The 19222-nt window shown below is 38.2% G+C and carries 19 protein-coding genes; 2 read left to right on the forward strand and 17 right to left on the reverse strand.

The features are described 5' to 3' along the window. Nucleotides 1–112: 112 nt before the first annotated feature. The 6 genes from IQI_RS09840 to IQI_RS09865 all read right to left on the reverse strand — a co-directional run bounded on the left by IQI_RS09840 (nucleotide 113) and on the right by IQI_RS09865 (nucleotide 7345). Complete coding sequence (locus tag IQI_RS09840; protein ID WP_064092473.1) at nucleotides 113–625, reverse strand: adenine phosphoribosyltransferase; 513 nt, start codon at nucleotides 623–625, stop codon at nucleotides 113–115. Continuing rightward, complete coding sequence (gene recJ, locus IQI_RS09845; protein ID WP_064092474.1) at nucleotides 616–2979, reverse strand: single-stranded-DNA-specific exonuclease RecJ; 2364 nt, start codon at nucleotides 2977–2979, stop codon at nucleotides 616–618. The genes IQI_RS09840 and recJ overlap by 10 nt, the downstream gene beginning before the upstream one ends. Before the next feature lie 287 nt (nucleotides 2980–3266). Further along, nucleotides 3267–3611 carry a LapA family protein gene (locus IQI_RS09850; RefSeq protein WP_408007288.1) on the reverse strand — a complete coding sequence of 115 codons (345 nt, stop codon included), beginning with the start codon at nucleotides 3609–3611 and terminating at the stop codon, nucleotides 3267–3269. Between the two features lie 10 nt (nucleotides 3612–3621). Continuing rightward, on the reverse strand, nucleotides 3622–4503 hold the full coding sequence (locus IQI_RS09855; protein WP_197489739.1) for a cation diffusion facilitator family transporter: 882 nt from the start codon (nucleotides 4501–4503) through the stop codon (nucleotides 3622–3624). 144 nt (nucleotides 4504–4647) lie between these two features. Further along, entirely contained in the window at nucleotides 4648–6915 is a 2268-nt protein-coding gene (gene secDF / locus IQI_RS09860; protein ID WP_064092477.1) for a protein translocase subunit SecDF, read from the reverse strand. Nucleotides 6916–7024: 109 nt separating this feature from the next. Further along, complete coding sequence (locus IQI_RS09865; protein ID WP_064092478.1) at nucleotides 7025–7345, reverse strand: post-transcriptional regulator; 321 nt, start codon at nucleotides 7343–7345, stop codon at nucleotides 7025–7027. A 134-nt stretch (nucleotides 7346–7479) separates the two neighbouring features. Between IQI_RS09865 and spoVB the strand changes: the two genes are divergently transcribed. Beyond that, on the forward strand, nucleotides 7480–9027 hold the full coding sequence (gene spoVB / locus IQI_RS09870) for a stage V sporulation protein B (protein ID WP_064092479.1): 1548 nt from the start codon (nucleotides 7480–7482) through the stop codon (nucleotides 9025–9027). Between the two features lie 157 nt (nucleotides 9028–9184). On the opposite strand, the gene IQI_RS09875 is transcribed toward spoVB, so the two are convergent. Then, nucleotides 9185–9841: a DUF421 domain-containing protein gene (locus IQI_RS09875; protein WP_064092480.1), complete on the reverse strand. Its 657-nt coding sequence runs from the start codon at nucleotides 9839–9841 to the stop codon at nucleotides 9185–9187. A 70-nt stretch (nucleotides 9842–9911) separates the two neighbouring features. Next, on the reverse strand, nucleotides 9912–11207 hold the full coding sequence (locus IQI_RS09880) for an ArsB/NhaD family transporter (protein WP_064092481.1): 1296 nt from the start codon (nucleotides 11205–11207) through the stop codon (nucleotides 9912–9914). 89 nt (nucleotides 11208–11296) lie between these two features. Here IQI_RS09880 and IQI_RS09885 point away from each other — a divergent pair, with 89 nt between their 5' ends. Next, the gene (locus IQI_RS09885; protein ID WP_082892672.1) at nucleotides 11297–11740 is read left to right on the forward strand and encodes a TIGR04086 family membrane protein; all 444 of its coding nucleotides are present in this window, start codon (nucleotides 11297–11299) and stop codon (nucleotides 11738–11740) included. 200 nt (nucleotides 11741–11940) lie between these two features. Here the strand turns inward: IQI_RS09885 and yajC are convergent, their stop codons facing one another. The 9 genes from yajC to IQI_RS09930 all read right to left on the reverse strand — a co-directional run bounded on the left by yajC (nucleotide 11941) and on the right by IQI_RS09930 (nucleotide 19222). After that, nucleotides 11941–12213: a preprotein translocase subunit YajC gene (gene yajC, locus IQI_RS09890; RefSeq protein ID WP_064092482.1), complete on the reverse strand. Its 273-nt coding sequence runs from the start codon at nucleotides 12211–12213 to the stop codon at nucleotides 11941–11943. Between the two features lie 40 nt (nucleotides 12214–12253). Then, the gene (gene tgt / locus IQI_RS09895; protein ID WP_197489734.1) at nucleotides 12254–13414 is read right to left on the reverse strand and encodes a tRNA guanosine(34) transglycosylase Tgt; all 1161 of its coding nucleotides are present in this window, start codon (nucleotides 13412–13414) and stop codon (nucleotides 12254–12256) included. A 37-nt stretch (nucleotides 13415–13451) separates the two neighbouring features. Further along, entirely contained in the window at nucleotides 13452–14477 is a 1026-nt protein-coding gene (gene queA, locus IQI_RS09900) for a tRNA preQ1(34) S-adenosylmethionine ribosyltransferase-isomerase QueA (RefSeq protein WP_064092484.1), read from the reverse strand. A gap of 37 nt (nucleotides 14478–14514) precedes the next feature. Beyond that, nucleotides 14515–14721 carry a DUF2905 domain-containing protein gene (locus tag IQI_RS09905; protein WP_064092485.1) on the reverse strand — a complete coding sequence of 69 codons (207 nt, stop codon included), beginning with the start codon at nucleotides 14719–14721 and terminating at the stop codon, nucleotides 14515–14517. After that, nucleotides 14718–15719: a Holliday junction branch migration DNA helicase RuvB gene (ruvB, locus tag IQI_RS09910; protein ID WP_064092486.1), complete on the reverse strand. Its 1002-nt coding sequence runs from the start codon at nucleotides 15717–15719 to the stop codon at nucleotides 14718–14720. The genes IQI_RS09905 and ruvB overlap by 4 nt, the downstream gene beginning before the upstream one ends. 28 nt (nucleotides 15720–15747) lie before the next feature. Continuing rightward, complete coding sequence (gene ruvA / locus IQI_RS09915; protein WP_064092749.1) at nucleotides 15748–16359, reverse strand: Holliday junction branch migration protein RuvA; 612 nt, start codon at nucleotides 16357–16359, stop codon at nucleotides 15748–15750. Between the two features lie 286 nt (nucleotides 16360–16645). Then, entirely contained in the window at nucleotides 16646–17194 is a 549-nt protein-coding gene (locus tag IQI_RS09920) for an intercompartmental signaling factor BofC (RefSeq protein ID WP_231893407.1), read from the reverse strand. Nucleotides 17195–17408: 214 nt separating this feature from the next. Next, complete coding sequence (locus IQI_RS09925; RefSeq protein ID WP_064092487.1) at nucleotides 17409–18146, reverse strand: YhcN/YlaJ family sporulation lipoprotein; 738 nt, start codon at nucleotides 18144–18146, stop codon at nucleotides 17409–17411. 101 nt (nucleotides 18147–18247) lie between these two features. Continuing rightward, entirely contained in the window at nucleotides 18248–19222 is a 975-nt protein-coding gene (locus IQI_RS09930; RefSeq protein WP_064092488.1) for a phosphotransferase, read from the reverse strand.

Raw genomic sequence — 19222 nt, forward strand, 5'->3', positions numbered from 1 at the left:
TGTTTCAAAATAAAAATAAGGGCTGACACTCTTATACTAGATGTCAGTCCCTTATTTATTGATTATATCACAAAGTATATACTTCTATGAACAATTGTAAACCATTTTACTATTAATATTGCATTAATGTTAGGATATCATACCCGTCAAGCTTGTCACGTCCGTCTAAGTACGTCAGTTCAATTAAGAAAGCCGTACCAGCTACAATTCCACCTAATTCTTCTACAAGCTTGATTGTTGCTTCAATCGTTCCACCTGTTGCAAGGAGGTCATCGGTAATTAAAACTCTTTGACCAGGCTTAATGGCATCTTTATGAATCGTAAGTGAGTCTTTTCCATATTCTAAACCGTATTCTTTTTGAATCGTTTCACGAGGTAATTTTCCAGGCTTACGAACTGGTGCAAATCCAACACCTAGGACATAGGCTACCGGGCATCCAATAATAAATCCTCTTGCTTCTGGTCCAACAACAAGGTCGATTTGTTTTTCTTTTGCATATTCTACAATTTGGTCTGTAGCATATCTATAAGCATCACCATTATCCATTAATGTTGTGATGTCTTTAAATTTAATACCTTCTTTAGGCCAATTTTCTACGATTGTAACATACTGTTTTAAGTCCATGCTTCTGCTTCCTCCTCAAATATAACGGACTCTTTTATCCTTTCATCAAACCAAGTCTTTAATTCATGATAAGAAGAGTAAAGCAATTCGTTTTCAAGCTCGTATTGTTGCTGCTTCTTCTTATACGTAGTAGATTCAGATAAGTCTTTCTTGGTTTTTGTAGGATTAAGAGAAATAAATCCATTCACTATTGTAACAAACTTCAAATCAAAAAACACCTGCGACATGAAATCGATTGTTTCCTTAGACCATCCCTTGTACTTCGCAAGGTCATCTCCATGCTTATTTAAATCAAATGATCCTCGCTTTGTTAAAAATCCAAAATACCATTTAAAATGATCTCTGGTAGGCATTGTACTAAAAAAATGATCTTCGTCTTGGAAGAAATGAGCATAAATTCTGTGAGGACGACCTTTTTTAAGTAGATTCTCTAACAACGATTTCGATACAGGTAAATCTAGAAGGACAAGACTTGCCTGATCTATGCTAACTCCTTCTAGGGACTCATCATTTTCTAGTAGAAGAACATCACTCTTACTAGTTAGATTGATTTTCTCTAGGGTAGAAGCATTAAAGCATACTAATTTTTTCTTTTCATGTGGAATAAGTTCTTCCCATTTGTGAACTTGCTTAATTCCACGAACATCAAATAATTGCCATTGTTCTATTTTTATATCTTGTAAAAAAATCTGCGCCTTTTTACGGTTATTCCACTCATTGATTGATAGCTCGCCGATCACTGAGGCATTTGAAAATGGAGTAATATGATCAGCCAGCTCCCCTAATCCAAAGCCAACACCGTCTAATTGACTTCCATTCCCCTCGAGTACGACCTTTAAGTGATTTTGAGATGATCCGATTTTTTTGTAATGTTCAACGGAAACATTCTCAATCATCCACTTTGGTTTTGGATTTTTCATTCCAAAAGGTGCCAACAGCTGAAGCTTTTCAATCGTTTCAACGGAGACCTCTTCTAGGTGCACGGAAGCATCCAGTAAAGTAACTGGAATAAAGTCTTCTTCAGTTAGTTCAGAAAGAGCAAGTTCATTCAGCCTCTCTCGAAACTCTTCTACATCATTAAGTTTAAGTGTCATTCCCGCTGCCATTGGGTGTCCTCCGAAATGGGGAAGAATGTCTCGGCAGGTAGATAAATTTTTAAACAAATCAAAACCTACAATACTTCGAGCGGATCCTTTTGCTGTTCCCTTTTCAGAATCAAAGCTTAAGACTATGGTTGGGCGGTAATATTTATCAACCAGCCTGGAAGCCACAATTCCAACCACTCCAGAATTCCAGCCTTCTTTCCCGATAACTAAGACAGAATGATCCTCTAATGGAAATTGATTTTCTACCATGTTGATGGCTTCATCCGTCATTTCACTTACAATGGCTTGCCTTTCTTTGTTTAAACGATCAATTTCTTCAGCTAAAGCCTTTGCCTCTTCTGGGTCTTCCGTTAGTAATAAATCTACTGCCGGATCCGCATCACCTAATCGGCCAACTGCGTTTAAACGAGGAGCAATCATGAATCCAATGGATTCCTCCGTCATTTCCTGTTGATGGGTATTCCCTATTTTACATAAAGCTTTTATACCTAACCGGTTTGTCACCCGAAGCTCAGAAAGGCCTCGTTTTGCTAGTATACGATTCTCTCCCTTTAAAGGGACTAAATCGGCAATCGTACCAATAGCTGCCAAATCTATTAAATGTGTAGGCAATTTCCCGTAAAGGGCGTGTGCAAATTTAAAAGCTACACCAACTCCTGCTAAATCCTCAAAAGGGTAACTTGTACCAACTTTTGGGTGAATCATTGCAAAGGCAGGTGGTAAGGTCGGTCCTGGTTCATGGTGATCTGTAATGATTAAATCAATCCCTAATTCTTTCGCAAGAATAGCCTCATTCACAGCCGAAATACCTGTATCCACTGTTATAATTAAACTGAACTCTTCATCCTTAGCCCAACGGAAAGCATTCTCATTCGGTCCATATCCCTCACTAAAGCGGTTCGGAATATAGAACTCAACATCAGCCCCTAAATCCTTTAACACCGTCATCATGACGGATGTACTACTTACTCCATCAGCGTCATAGTCTCCATAAACAAGAATTCTTTCTCCGTTCTCAATTGCTTTATGAATTCGTTCTGTCGCTTTCTTCATATCTTCAAATAGAAATGGATCGTGAAATGATTCGCCTGTATCAAATAAAAAATTCCGAGCTTCTTCAACATTTTCTAAGTCTCGGTTTATTAATAACTTCGCCACAAGCGAAGGTATTTGTAATTCATTTACTAATTCATTGATTTTTTGTTGGTCTGATTCTGTCATCTTCCAACGCGTTTTTGAGTTTAACATACGTTCACCCCTCAGCCTTACTCATTATACAAAAAGGAAGAGACTGTTTCAATCTTAATCGAATAGGACTGGCTAGGGAGGAAATTTACTATTCGTAAACCCAGTTGTTATTTTTCAGGCTGTTTCCGCAAAGTTTTTTATTTTGAAATACATGATCTGTCAAAGCTCTGGCAACCAGTGTGTGCCGAAAAGAGAGAGCATCCTGAAATAATAATAATAATCAACTACTACTTTCTAAAAAGAGCAAAAAAAAACAAGAGACACTTAGAAAGTGTCCCTTGCTATTATTATTCTCCCGTTTCCCCAACAGAGTCTGTTGCTCTCTTCTTTAACGGTTCATCTTTAACTTTATTCTTTTCCTGTAAGGCAATATGAGCTTGTTCCTTTAGTTGAAGATTTTCTTTCTCCAAAGCTTTTACTTTTCTTTGTACTACAAATAAGCGAAACAATCCTACGGAGCCAATGATGACTCCTCCCATAAAAACAGATCCTAAAATAACAAGTATAAGAGGCCAATCAGCTGTTCCAAAGAAATAGTTTACGGTAACAGGATCAACATTGATCACTGCAAAAACGGATACTATTAGGGCAAAGAAGATTCCTAGCAGTAAAGTCCATTGAAATTTCATCATTTTCCCTCCCTTAGGATAAGTCTATTCCCTCATCCTCTTCATTAGTAGAGTTGTACGGATTAATATGAATAAATACATCATTCACATTTGATTCTTCCAGTAGCTTTTCTTTGACGATTTTTCCAACTCGATGTCCATCTTCTACGGTCATATACGGATCAACGCTGATTTTCAAATCAATGATGACATAGTGTCCATGCTCCCTGGCGTGCAACTCATTTATGGCTTTCACCTCTGGAACAGATTCAACAACCTTCCGAAATGGTAAAATGTCTTCCTCATGCATAACGTGATCCAGTGTATTATGTATTGACTCAGCACCAAGCTTCCAAGCCATCCTGAGTACAAGTAAAGCGACGAAGATTCCTGCAACTGGATCTGCATAAATAAGCCAGCCAACATCATATTTTCCCCCTATGATAGAGGCAGAGACACCAATGAGGGCAGCTATGGAAGAAAAAACATCTGACCGGTGTTCATAAGCATTCACAATGAGGGCATCACTATTAATTCTTTTACCCAAACGATATTTGTATCGAAACATTGCTTCTTTGACAATGATCGAAAAAATGACAGCATAAATAGCAATGGCCGTTGGAGGGGATAAAGGGTGGAAAAAGGATTCTATTGAAGATTTTCCAATTTCAACACCGACTAAAAATAACAAAACTGCAACGATAATCGCTGCAATGGATTCCGCTTTACCATGGCCATACGGATGATCTCGGTCAGGGGGCTGTTTTGCAGCACGCAAACCGATAAAAACAGCCAACGAACCTGCTACATCTGAAGCAGAATGGACAGCATCGGCAATTAATGCCCTACTATTACCTAATATTCCCGCTCCCCACTTTATGATTGCTAAGACAATATTCCCAATAACCCCAACCATTGCGGCAAATTCAGCTTTTTTAAATCGATCTTCTGGTTTCACCCGGGTAGCCTCCTTTCCATTCCTATTTATTGTAACCTACCATTTTAAAAAAACAAAAAAATAGGTTCAGGGAAAACCCTCCCTGAACCTACCAATTATTCCTTAAACCTGCGGTTCATCAGACCATGTCTTTTTCTCTTTAACAGTCTTAATTGTACCTTTTTTCTTTAATTCTTTCTTCTTCATAACCAGCCACACTTGAGAAGCAATGAAGACGGAAGAATACGTACCTGAAATCAGTCCAACTAATAAAGCAATCGAGAAGTTACGTATGGATTCACTGCCAAAGATCATGAGGGCAAGAACTGTGAAAACAACGGTTAATACAGTATTTACAGAACGGCCCATTGTTTGGCGAATACTTTGATTGACTACATCTTCAATGTCTTGATCCGTCTTAAGGCGACGTTTTTTGTGAAGATTTTCCCTCAGGCGGTCAAAGGTTACAATCGTATCATTAATGGAATACCCTACGATGGTAAGGACAGCTGCTATAAAGGTAATATCAACCTCAAGCCTTGTTAAACTAAAGAATGCAATGATAAAGAACGCATCATGCAGTAACGCAAGAATCGATGCAATCGCCATTCTCCACTCGAATCGGAATGTAACATAAATGATAATTCCGATGGAAGCGATGGCCACAGCAAGCATAGCATTTTTAGCTAATTCCTTCCCTATCACCGGAGAAACAGTGCTAACACTTGGTTCTGCACCATAAAGATCCTTAAAGTGATCTTTTAAAGTGGCAATTTCTTTCTGTCCTAAGTCTTCAGTATATCGAACGACAGCAATGTTTTCGTCATTACCGGATATGACGACATCATCAGAGGACAAATTAATATCGTCTAGCTCTTTTTGAATTTCTTCTGTTTTTAAGCTTTCATCAGCTAAGATTTCCATTCGAGATCCACTAACAAAATCTATTCCTAAATTCAGCTTAAAAATGGCTAGAATGATGATTCCAGTGGTAATTAGAATGCCTGATAGAGCAAAGAATTTCTTTCGTTGCTTCGCAAAGTCAAAGCGATCAAATTTAGTCGGCAAATCCAATGTATCATAATTTTCCGCCAAATCTTTTATCTCATTCTTATTCACACCAAACCAGCCTGGCTTTTTATTAAAGAAGCGACTGTTCACCCATAATCCAAGTAAAAGACGTGAGCCCCATACAGCTGTTATAAAGCTTGTCAGGATACTGACAATTAACATCGTCGCGAACCCTTTTACAGAGCTTGTTCCAAAAATAAATAACACAGTAGCAGCCAAAATTGTAGTTACGTTGGCATCTAAAATGGTTAAGAATGAAGATTTGTTACCTGATTGGAAAGCAGAGCGAATCGGCTTTCCTACCCGCATTTCTTCTTTGATTCTTTCATAGGTAATGATATTCGCATCAACTGCCATACCAACCCCAAGAATAAGGGCTGCGATACCAGGAAGAGTTAATACACCATTCATGAGATCGAATATCAATAGAATTAAGTAAATATAAAATGAAAGTGTAATGGTTGCAATAAGACCCGGAAAACGATAATAAGCAATCATGAATAAGAATACGATGGCAATGCCGATCATACCAGCAAATACTGTTTTATCAAGGGCTTGCTGACCAAATTTCGCTCCAACTGATGTGGAATAAATTTCATCTAATTTTACTGGAAGTGCTCCTGCATTTAATAGTGATGCTAAGTTTTGAGCACGTTCAACTGTAAAATCTCCTTCGATGATAACACTATCTGAATTTATAGGCTCTCTCACACTCGGGTCAGAAAGAAATTTAGGATTCGCTTTTCCGACTTCCTCTTTATAAGAATCTTTTCCTTCTTCAAAATCTAACCAAATAACCAGTTTATTTTCTGGAGCCATAGCCAAAATTTCTTTTGTTAATTGATAAAATTTTGTGTGGTCTTTTAGTTTTAACGAAACAATTGGGTTGTTGCTAGTACTATCAAAAGTTTGCTTCGCTGAACCTGATACAAGATCCGAACCATCTAGACGCAGTTTATCATTTACGTCACGGAAAGATAGATTTGCTTGAGTGGAGAGGATTTCCCTTGCCTCGTTTTGATCCTCAACGCCTGCTAATTGAACACGAATACGGTTTCCATCTTCAATCTGAATATTCGGTTCACTTACCCCTAATACGTTAATTCGCTTATCCAAAGCATCAGCTGTGTTAGCTACTGTTTCTTTGGTAATCTCTTGACCTTTTTTTAAAGGCTGTACTTCATATAAAACTTCAAAGCCACCTTGGAGGTCTAACCCTAATTTGATATTGTCCACAATACTCTTTGTTGTTCCTCCCATTGTACCCGCTAATAAAACCACAAGTATAAAGAAGGCAATGATTCTGCCGCGCTTTACCATTATGTATAAATCCTCCTTGCCATTATTCAACCACACTATGCTGTTTTACTCTTTAAATCAACATTCTCATTATCTACGAGAAAGAAAAAGGTGTCAATTTCTTTTCCAGTTATTTTCCGTTCTTTTTAGGGTGAAGAAGTTCGTTTAACTCATCTTCATTTATATCTGCAAACCAGTTTGGAGATCGGTAAGCCTCTACAGTTTCAAAGCTCATATATTCCCCAGGCTTCACTGTTAATACATCGCTTACCAATTGAAAAAGCTTTATATCTACTTCAGGCTTTTTCCATTTTTTCTTCGTTAAATAAGTCCAAAGACGTTCTACATTCGCCTTCCCATAACCCAGAACTTCAAATTCTTCCACTTTGCTATGAAGCGCTGGTTCCAAAGATGCATAAAAACGATCATAAGGATGTTGATTGTTCGTCATTCCCCGTCACCGCCTATTTGACTAAATGGGTTTCACTTAGCCAGAATTGTTCACAACTTGTCATGCTTTGTCCACCTTATTGCATATACATCATTGTATACGATAATACCAATTTTGAGAAGGCAGGGAATATTATGTCAAAATTTCTTAAAGGGACTATGATCTTAATGATTGCAGCCTTTATAACAAGAATATTAGGGTTTGTTAATCGGATAGTCGTCGCCCGCTTTATCGGAGAAGAGGGTGTAGGACTGTTCATGATGGCATTTCCTACCCTAGTACTTGTGATTACCATCACCCAATTAGGACTTCCCGTCGCCATCTCGAAAAATGTTGCAGAAGCAGAAATCAAAGGTGACATTCGAAAAGTAAAGAAGATCTTAGTTGTTTCACTAGCAACTACTTTAGGACTTTCTATTATTTTTACACCAGCTCTCATCCTCCTCGCCCCGTATCTTACAGAGACGTTATTTACGGACGAACGAATATACTATCCCTTGGTAGCGATTGCACCCATCATTCCCATTGTAGCCATTTCGTCTGTCATTAGAGGCTATTTTCAAGGAAGACAAAACATGAAGCCTTCTGCCTACTCACAAGTCATTGAGCAAATCGTTCGTATCACATTAATTGCCGTATTAACCAAAACGTTCCTTCCATACGGCATTGAGTATGCTGCAGCTGCTGCCATGGTAGCCTCCGTACTGGGAGAGCTGGCTTCACTCCTTTACTTATTTACAAGCTTTAAAATAAAGAAAAAATTCAAGATGAGAAAGCACTTCTTTTCGTCAATGAAGAATGGAAAAGAAACGTTTAATGAACTCATGAGCGTAGCCCTGCCAACAACGGGTAGTAGAATGATTGGTTCCATTGCATGGTTTTTCGAACCGATTGTTGTTGCTCATAGCTTAGCTCTTGCAGGAGTTGCAGCAACCATGGCTACTAAGCAGTATGGGTCCCTTACAGGGTATGCTCTTCCTTTATTATTTCTCCCATCCTTTGTCACCTTGTCACTATCTCAATCCCTGGTTCCTGCTATAAGTGAAGCGAACTCTCAAAAGAACTTTTCACTCATTGAACACCGATTGCAACAAGCCTTACGTTTTTGTTTAATTACAGGTGGAATATCGGTTGTTATTCTTTACATTTATGCTAAGCCCTTAATGCAAATATTGTACGGAAATGAAAATGGGGCTACCTTTATTATGATTATGGCTCCTTTTTTCTTATTTTATTATTACCAGGGTCCATTGCAGGCAGTGCTTCAAGCACTTAATTTAGCAAGAGCTGCCATGATTAACAGTTTGATTGGGGCCGTGATTAAAACAGGCGTCATTTTTGTACTAGCCTCACAGCCTTCTTTCGGAATTAACGGAGCTGCTTTAGGAATTGTAACAGGATTCATGTTAGTGACGATGCTCCATTTTGTGACGATTATAAAATACATTCCCTTAACGATATATGTAAGAGACTACCTTAAGATTGTTATTGTAATTGGCATTTCAGGGGCTTGGGGACACTATTCCTACATTCATATGGTGCTTCACGAAGGGTTACTATTCCGGTTATTATTTGGAGTAGTTTCTACGTCTCTAATGTATATATGCCTTTCCATCATGTTAAAACTAATCGTTAAAAGCGATTTAGCAAGAATTCCATTTATCCGTAAATTCATTGTGTAGAAAATTAGTAAAACGCCTCATATTGAATGAGGCGTTTTTCATTTTGCGAATGGATATTTGCGAAATCTTGAATATATTTGCGATATTTTGAGTATATCGAGTGAAATTCCAATTTTATTTGCGAGCTAACGATTTCCTCATTCAAATCGACAAAAGTTCACTGTTCTGAGTCAATTAAATCCACATAAAATTTTCCGTTTTGAAAGCTGCAAAAGGCTATTTCTTTTATATTCTTGTAGCCTCTTTCCCTTAGCTCCTTCCTTAACCAAAAAGCAGTTTTTCCAATCATATCCAGATGAGTGGTTTGGATTTGTCCATCTAAAACAAGTGGCAGGGTCAAGGATTGAGTTGATTTTTTCGATCGATCTTTTTTTAATACAGATAACTTTCCAGATGGCTCCAAAATGGCAAACTCAACATCTGCCATATTGAATATATCTTTTTCTCTTAATTGAAGTAATAAATCATCATAATTGTATCGTTGTTTCTTCATAGCGACATCGTCAATTTTGCCGTTATGAATAATTACTGAAGGCTTCCCATCTATGAGCTCTCGAAAGGATTTAGAGCGTAATGAAAACCAAGCAAATAGGAGTTGAACAGCTAGAATGACCCCCATGGGAAGAACGGTGTGAATGATAGGGTCCTTAGGCTGTTCAATAGCCATTACAGCCATCTCTGCTATCATAATAAATACGACCAAATCCAATATACTTAGTTCACCGATTTCCCTCTTCCCCATGATTCTAAAAATTAATATGATTAAAAAATAAAGAAAAAGTGTTCGAATGATGATGATTATATATTCTTCCACTACTTCCACCCCTAAGAAAGCATTTCATCTTTTATTATGCTCAGCAGAGTGTTTTTCATAGGAGGAATAATTAACCACCTAAAAAAGGTTGAATGTATTTAAAATAGACATAAACAGTAGAAACAGCTAAGGAAATGAGTGTAATCGGTACCCCGATGAACAAATATTGATAAAACTTAATATGTACATTTTCCTTTGATGCAAGTCCTGCAATGACTAAATTAGAGGAGGAGCCTAATAGGGTTCCGTTCCCCCCTAAACAGGCACCTAAAGCGAGTGACCACCATAATGGATCCATATTCACCATCCCGAATTCTCCAAATTCCTGAATAACTGGTATCATGGCCGCAACGAATGGGATATTGTCAACTACGGCAGATAAAAGTCCTGTACCCCATAAAATGACAAAGGCAGTCTTTTTCATATCTCCTTCTGTCATACGCAAAATTTCCCGAGCTATTTCATCAATAAACCCCGCTTCTTCTATTCCGCCTACCAGGAGAAACAACCCCATGAAGAAAAATAAAGTCCCCCACTCTACCTCTTTTAATATCATTTCAGGGGGGTACACTTTTTCAAGGAGCAGCATTAACAGAACAGCCCCTGCAAGTGAAACAGTGGTAACATCGAGGTGGAACATGGGATACAAAGAAAACCCTACTAGTACTAAACCCAGTACGAACAGTGATTGAACCAACCCCTTGTTTTTTCCCAGGTAGTCCTTCGCAATAATCCCCTTTAACAATAGCTTTCTATCCTCTTTAACGTACAATACATCTTTATAAAGAAAACACATAAGGAGCAAGGTAACAAAATAAATAATAATTACAACCGGTAATAGATTTTCAATAAAGGCATTAAACGTAAAATGCTTCACAGCTTGCCCGATCATCATATTTGGAGGGTCACCGATCAACGTAGCAGTCCCACCGATATTACATGCTAATATAGTCATGATTAAGAATGGAATGGGAGGTAAATCCAGAAGCTTCGTCAGTTTAAAAAGGATCGGTACTAATAACATGGCAATCGTTACATTCGCTAAAAAGGCAGAACCGATAGAAGCTAACAATGAAAATATGATTAAAAGGGATAGTCCGTTCCCATTTACCCACTGAGCCAGTCGAATGGCGATATATTCAAAGAAGCCTGTTTTGCTCGTCACCGTCACGATTAACATCATGGAGAACAATAAGGTAATCGTTTTCCAATCTATATACGTAAATAAAGCCTTTTCTATAGGAAAAGCCCCAATGACAAGCATTGCTGCCCCTCCGGCCATGGCAGCTAATACTCGATTCCATTTTTCAGTTATTAACAATAAATAAACGACGATAAACACGATGAGTATCATTATCGGTGACATAGTCAAGCTCCTTTAGTTAGGAAGTTTCATACTAGTCTATGAGGCTTGACCACAAAAAATTTCTAGTCTTTTTTCGGAAAGCTCTGAATATGCTTGTACTAATACATGCATTAAAAAATATTCGTATTATTAGAAGGGAGCGAACCGTCATCGAAGCGAAAAAAATCGGAGGTGCCGTACTTTACGGGACATTAACCATTTTTGTTATAGCCATTGGGGCGAGTTTAGTATTTTCTTTGTTGCTTCGATTTACTGAGCTTACTGAAAGCTCAATATCCTTATTTGTCACGATTATTTCCTTCCTATCGTTGTTTATTGGTGGATTTATGTCAGGTGGGAAAGGAAAGGCAAAAGGTTGGATTGTAGGAGGGGCAACCGGTCTGATTTATACCCTTATCGTTTTCTTATTTCAATACTTAGGACATAATAGCTTATTTTCTATGGAACAACTTGTCTATCACTCTTGCTATATTCTTACGGCAATGATGGGTGGAATACTTGGAGTGAATATGAGTGGTGGAGCAAGAGAATAGGTTTAATTCATTCGTTATTCACTAGTAGAGTGGATTCCCATTCCATGATGCTCACTTACCTGGCACCTTCCAATCAATTTTTTAAACTAAAAATACTTGTTCTTTATTCAACCTTTGCTCTTATGTATCGAAAAGAATAGAGAAAAATAAAAAGGTTGCTCCATAAGTGTCATACACTCGGAGCAACCTTTTCATTTCTCTTACACAACCTCAGCACTAATCACTTCTCTAATTGCGTTACGATCATATGTAAGACGACTACCGTCACCACATAGGATGACTACTTTACCTTCTTCAATCGCATCAATGATTCCGTGTAATCCGCCGATTGTGATAACCTTATCACCCTTAGCAAGTTCATTTTGCATTTTAGAAATGGCTTTTTGACGTTTTTGCTGTGGACGAATAAGTAAAAAATAAAAAAGCACGAACATTAGAATCAATGGTAAAATTGTTCCTAAACTTCCTCCCATTCTTTTCCCCTCCTTTCAAATTAATATTTATAGCTTTGCTTTAGAAGTTTTTCGCGTCTGGACGGTTAAACCCATACTGTTCAAAAAATTCTTCTCTAAAGTCACCTAGACGATCTTCACGAATCGCTTGTCTGACTTGCTCCATTAATTTTAACAGAAAATGAAGATTATGATAAGTCGTAAGACGTATTCCAAAGGTTTCATCACATTTTATCAGATGACGAATGTATGCACGACTATAATTTTTACACGTGTAGCAATCACAATTTTCATCAATCGGTCTAAAATCACGGGCGAATTTAGCGTTTTTCACTACGAGACGTCCTTCACTTGTCATGAGGGTACCATTACGGGCAATTCGTGTAGGTAAAACACAATCAAACATATCAATGCCTCGAATAGATCCATCAATAAGTGAATCTGGTGAACCAACCCCCATTAAATAACGAGGCTTATCCGACGGTAAATGAGGTGTTGTGAAATCAAGAACGCGGTTCATGACGTCTTTAGGCTCCCCAACGGAAAGTCCTCCAACAGCATATCCAGGGAAATCTAAAGAGACTAGATCTCGAGCGCTTTGCTTACGAAGTTCTTCGTACTCTCCACCTTGAACGATACCAAAGAGACCTTGGTCCTGAGGTCGTTGATGAGACGCTAAACAGCGTTCTGCCCATCTTGAAGTACGTTCAACGGAACTTTTCATGTAGTCGTATTCTGCTGGATATGGTGGGCATTCATCAAAGGCCATCATAATATCAGAGCCTAACGCATTTTGAATATCCATTGCTTTCTCAGGACTTAAGAATAGCTTGTCACCATTTAAATGATGACGGAAGTGAACTCCTTCTTCTTCAATTTGACGGAGCTTACTTAAACTGAAGACCTGGAATCCTCCTGAGTCTGTTAGAATGGGGCGATCCCAGTTCATAAATTTATGAAGGCCGCCTGCCTCTCTAATAATTTCATGCCCTGGACGTAACCATAAATGGTACGTATTACTTAAGATAATGCCTGCATCCATGGATTTTAAATCCTCTGGAGACATGGTTTTAACCGTTGCCATAGTCCCAACTGGCATAAAAGCAGGTGTTTCAAATGAACCGTGTGGTGTATGAACACGCCCTAACCTCGCTCCGGTCTGTTTACAAGTTTTAATCAATTCATATTTGATTGCAGTCAACGTGTGAATCTCCTTCCACATACTTGGTTGTTATTCCATAGATTGTTGTGATACTTATTTACATAATCAGCATGGCATCTCCGAAACTAAAGAAACGATACTTTTCTTGTACAGCTGTTTCATACGCATTTAATACATGTTTACGACTGGCAAATGCACTGACTAGCATAATCAGTGTCGATTTAGGAAGATGAAAGTTTGTGATTAACCCATCAATACCTTTGAATTCGTATCCTGGATAAATAAAGATATTTGTCCAACCGTTTTCCTCTACATAGTTTCCATGCTTCGATGCAATCGTTTCAAGCGTTCGGGTTGAGGTTGTTCCTACAGTAATGATTCGGCCGCCTCGTTCTTTTACATCATTTAGAAGACGTGCCGTTCCTTCAGAAACTTGATAGAACTCAGCGTGCATATCATGTTCTTCAATCGTATCAACAGAAACGGGCCTAAAGGTTCCAAGTCCCACATGAAGAGTTATAAATGCAATATGTACGCCTCTCGCCTTCAATTCCTCTAATAATTCTTCGGTAAAATGAAGGCCAGCAGTTGGTGCAGCAGCAGAACCTCTTTCTCTTGCGAAAACCGTCTGATAGCGGTCTTGCTCATCTAAACGTTCGCGAATATATGGAGGTAACGGCATCTCTCCAAGCTCATCAAGAACTTCATAGAAAATACCTTCATAATGAAATTCCAGGATTCTTCCCCCATGGTCTTTTAAACCTGTACAAATTGCTTTTAGCTTTCCGTCACCAAAGATAATTTCTGTACCAAGACGAACTCTTTTGGCAGGTTTAACAAGGGTTTCCCATTGATCTCCATCCTCTTGTTTTAATAAAAGGACCTCGATATTTGCCCCTGTCTCTTCCTTTTGTCCAAATAAACGAGCAGGTAATACTCGTGTATCGTTTAATACAAGGCAGTCTCCTTCATCGAGGTAGTCCACAATATTTTTAAACCGAAGATGGTCAATGGATCCATTTTCTTTATTCAACACCATCAGTTTACTTTCAGAACGATTCTCAAGTGGAGTTTGTGCAATCAGTTCTTCTGGTAAATGAAAATCAAAATCTTCTACTTTCAAAGTTGGTCACCTAGCTTTTTAATCTCACAAATACATTCTATTTAAATCGTCCTATAATATAAAAGACAACGGAAAGTATAACACTTAACAAAATAGAAGTCATAAGTGGAAAATAAAATGTTGTGTTTTCTTTTTTTATTACGATATCTCCAGGGAGCTTTCCAATCTTAATGAATTGCATGAGAAATCCAACAACCAAAATAACACCACCAACGATCATTAAGAGCTTAGGGATTCCTGTCACTTCGTTGGCACCTCCAACTGAAAATGTTCATATACGAGATGGGTCACAATTCTTCCTCTCGGAGTTCGTTGAAGAAATCCGATTTGAAGAAGATATGGTTCATATACGTCCTCAATCGTATGGGATTCCTCCCCTATGCTTGCTGCAATCGTATCAAGTCCAACCGGTCCACCTCTAAAACGTTCGATTATCGCTTTTAGGAGCTTGTGATCAATATGGTCAAGACCCAGTTTATCTACTTGAAGAAGATCGAATGCTTCCCTTGAGAGACCAGTCGTAATATCACCGTTTCCTTTTACTTGAGCAAAATCTCTTACTCGACGTAATAAACGGTTAGCTATTCGAGGTGTCCCTCTTGATCTTCTAGCAAGCTCTTCTGAAGCCGTTTCTTCAATTCCTGTACCTAAAATAACGGCGGTACGCTGAACAATTTCATTTAACTGCTCTTCACTATAATATTCCAAACGGCATAAAACACCAAACCGGTCGCGTAATGGAGCTGATAAGGCACCTGCTCGGGTTGTTGCTCCTACAAGGGTGAAAGGTGGAAGGTCTAAACGAACAGATCGAGCACTGGGACCATTCCCTATCACAATATCTAAGCAAAAGTCTTCCATTGCAGGATAAAGAACTTCTTCAATTGCCCTTGGTAAACGGTGAATTTCATCAATAAATAAAACATCACCAGGCTCTAAAGCTGTTAAAACAGCGGCTAAATCACCTGGCCTTTCGATAGCCGGTCCGGATGTAGTACGAAGGTTAACTCCCATTTCATTTGCAATAACTGCTGCTAATGTGGTTTTCCCCAATCCTGGTGGACCATATAGAAGAACATGATCTAAAGTCTCTTCTCTCATTTTAGCTGCTTCAATAAAGACCTCTAAATTATTCTTTACTTTATCTTGCCCAATATATTGTTTTATCGTCTGTGGACGCAGGGAATATTCAAAAGAGTCTTCATTAATTTCTGATTCACCTGATACAATTCTTTCTTCCATTTAGACCTCCTCCTTTCTTTGAATACGATTATTTCAACAGGAGCTGCAACGCTTTCCGAATAATTTCGTCCGCTGAATGACCTTCTCCTTTTAATTTAGGAGTAATCTTTTTAATCTCACGGTCTGAGTAACCAAGTGCTTTAAGGGCAAGAATGGCTTCATCAAATGCTTCATCCTTGTCACTAAGGGCTTCTGTTTCATCGTTATGATTGAATAGGCTTGGAAAGTAATCAGGCACGACATCCTGTAATTTCCCTTTCAAATCTAAAATCATTTGTCTAGCGGTCTTCTTCCCTACACCTGGAAATTTGGTTAAGAAGCTTTCATTTTCTTCTTCAATGGCTGTAATGACCTGCTGAGGAGCCCCTGATGCTAAAATAGCCAATGCCCCTTTAGGACCAATTCCCGATACATTTAATAGTTTCATAAACAGAAGTTTCTCTTCTAATGATAAAAAGCCATAAAGGGCAATGATATCTTCTCGCACATGCTGATATGTAAAAATTTGAATCTCTTGATTATGATATTTGGAATAAACGAATGGATTGGCAGTATACAGTTGATAACCAATACCGTTATTCTCTACTACTACATATTCAGGACTAACTTGACTAATTGTCCCTTTTATATATTCATACATTGATTTCTCTCCCTGTTTTCCATTAAGGTGCGCCCCTGTTAACCTCTTAAAATAATGGTTAAACATTTCATAGAGTCACCTAAACCCATTGTATCATATCACTATTTATAGAGATGGGAAAGGGACACTTTGAACGAAACACCTGTTCTTATTTTATCAATTTTTTTTCCTTTGTGAATAGAAATTAGGAGGAAACAAAAAAACAACTAGGATCATGTTCTCACTAGTTGTTTCTTACTATTCATATTTACGTTTACTTGTTTTGCCTTTAGTGAAAACATACTCTTTATTTTGGCACAGAAAATGGTTTGAAGCTTTCCAGCACCTCTTCATATTCTTGTTTAGACTTGATCGGGATTCCTTTTACTAAATCATCATGTCGTTTACTTTCCAGCCTCTCTACATCAATCTGAAAAAAGGACTGAATGATTTCAGCCTGTCCCGGTTTTCCATTAAAAATGGAGAGAACCCCATTTTCAGAAATGCCAAAATATCCATTAGCCTTTAACAATGGTGAAATATCATCGACCCTTTTTTGGAAAATAATTTCTTCTTCTGTCATGTCGATCAGTTGCCATTCATCATACGCAGCCCAAAAATCCTCCATACTCCAAATGGTTTCCTGAACAACCTCTTCACTAACTTCGCCGTCCAAGTAGACCCTTTCCAGCTTTACCCTGACAGTATGGGCAGCTGTTTCCTCAACAAGATTGTTCTCCTCTGTTGCCAAAGCGTCTCGATCCGCCGCCTGCTTTTCATCACTATAAAAAAAAGTGAAATAAAAAGCACCTAATAATAACATCACCATAAACACGACTCGAATCTTCATCGTCATCGTGATCACCTCAAATAAATTTATGTAACCTCTATCCAATAGTCTGACCAAAACCTGTAAAGAATATCCAATCAAATCGAAAATTTTGAGGGACGGACCTTCGGAATAAGATTGTAGTAAGAAAATAATAAGCAAATGCTTGATGTAGAGGAAAGGAAATATACTTTCCCAAAAAAGAAAAGCGCCATTTCGGCGCTTTTCCATTATCATGATGTTATTGACCTAAACGATACTTAATGGATTTAAACATATCGTGAATGTCTGCATTAATTCCTTCTCTTGGACCACCATCACGTAAGTCATTGTCTATATTTCTTACACGACTAAACGTTCCTTCATCTGCAACGACGGATACCGTTCTCCCGTGCAAATAAGGTTTCACAGCCTTCTCAATTCTTTTCTTTGTTTCCTCCAGCTTACTATGATCTTCAAGCTCAACAGCAATGAGTACATCTGTACCGTATGCAACAGCACGTACGTCACTTACGTTCTTGACATTCCCGGTCACATCACCTATTTTTTCCGCTAAATCACCTTCATACGCTGTATAGTAGGATCTTTTAGCTTTACGAGTGTTATCATCTAAGTGACCATGATAATTGGCGTCCCCGTGACTTGCACGTGGATCTTGTTCTAAAAAGCTTTTATCGTTTTTAGCCAGTGGACTTGAAGGGTTTTGAGGGTTTCCATCTTCATCCCTCACTTGTAAGAATTCACGTTTCTTCTGGCGAATATCTCGACCTTCCTTACCTACGGAATGATCATACATTTCGGTTAGAGGTCCGTCCCTCTCATCCCTCTTATCTCCACCGTGGCCTTCGTTGGAGTAATACCCTAGTGGCTCGTAGGTATTGCTGTAACGATCTTGAGCTTTTTCTTCTCCAGTGTTACACGCCGCAAGTCCTAGAGTCATGATGGCTGTTAATGGGACCATGAATAATCGGTTATTCAATGGTGATTCCTCCTTAAACCCACGATTGAGCAGAAATTCTGCTCACCATTAGGTTGTGAAAGAGGTATATTATTCATTCATTCAATAGTTGGAGACATCTCCTACAATTGGCTATGAATCCGTTTTACTTGCTGGTGCAATTCTTGAATAAACTGCATTCGTTGAGGAAATTGATGTAGGGTTAAATTTACTAAATACGGAAATACTCGCTGTTTATACAATTCATCTTCACGCATAAATCGATTCCATTCCCTAAAGATATCCGTTGGATACATTAATCCTAAGAAAAATAAGAGGTTGTCTTGATATGGACGAAATGCCTCGATTTTTTTTATATCACTTAAGGACCAATCAAGATAAGGCAATATCCGGTTACAATATTGCAAATCATCCGTTAAGGGTGAGGAACGGGACATTAAATCAAAATCAATAATATACACCCTTCCATTTTTTCCTCTTAAAAAATTATGGTGAGCAACATCTCCATGGGTTATACACTCCGTACTATGATTGCTTTCAATTGATTTTAATTCCTTTAAGGACCACCTTCCCCACTCTAGATACGAATATAAGTAATATGGCTGAATGAATGCTTGAAGGTAGGGAATATTAAATTCAAACTGTTGAAGTCGTTTTTTCCATTTTTTCATCCAATGATGAGAAGGGATTTCCTCTATCCACTTCCCTTTTATTTTACTAGTTATGAAATGAAATTTTTTTAGAACATGCAAAGCATCTTCTCGATCTTTAGAGTTTTCATAACTAATGGGATCTGAGGTATCTAACCAGGTGGTAATTCCTATGGGAGATCCTTCAAAAAGTAGAAGTTCTCTTTGATGAATAGGGTGAAGTGGCAGAACATGCAGGAAGTTATCATGTAATAACGATTGAGTAAGTCTTTCTTGTTGCATAAAGCGGAGTTGACTTGTATACCTTTTTACAAACCACTTCTTCCCGTTGCTTTTTAACACCCATTTTCCTTCTTTTAACATTTTCAGTGTGGCAGTGGGATCATGTAATCTGTTTATTAAAAAAGAAAGGAGACGATATGAATAATCGTCCCCTCGTTCCTGCAT

The organism is Rossellomorea aquimaris TF-12 (assembly GCF_001648555.1).
In the GTDB taxonomy this organism is placed as follows: domain Bacteria; phylum Bacillota; class Bacilli; order Bacillales; family Bacillaceae_B; genus Rossellomorea; species Rossellomorea aquimaris.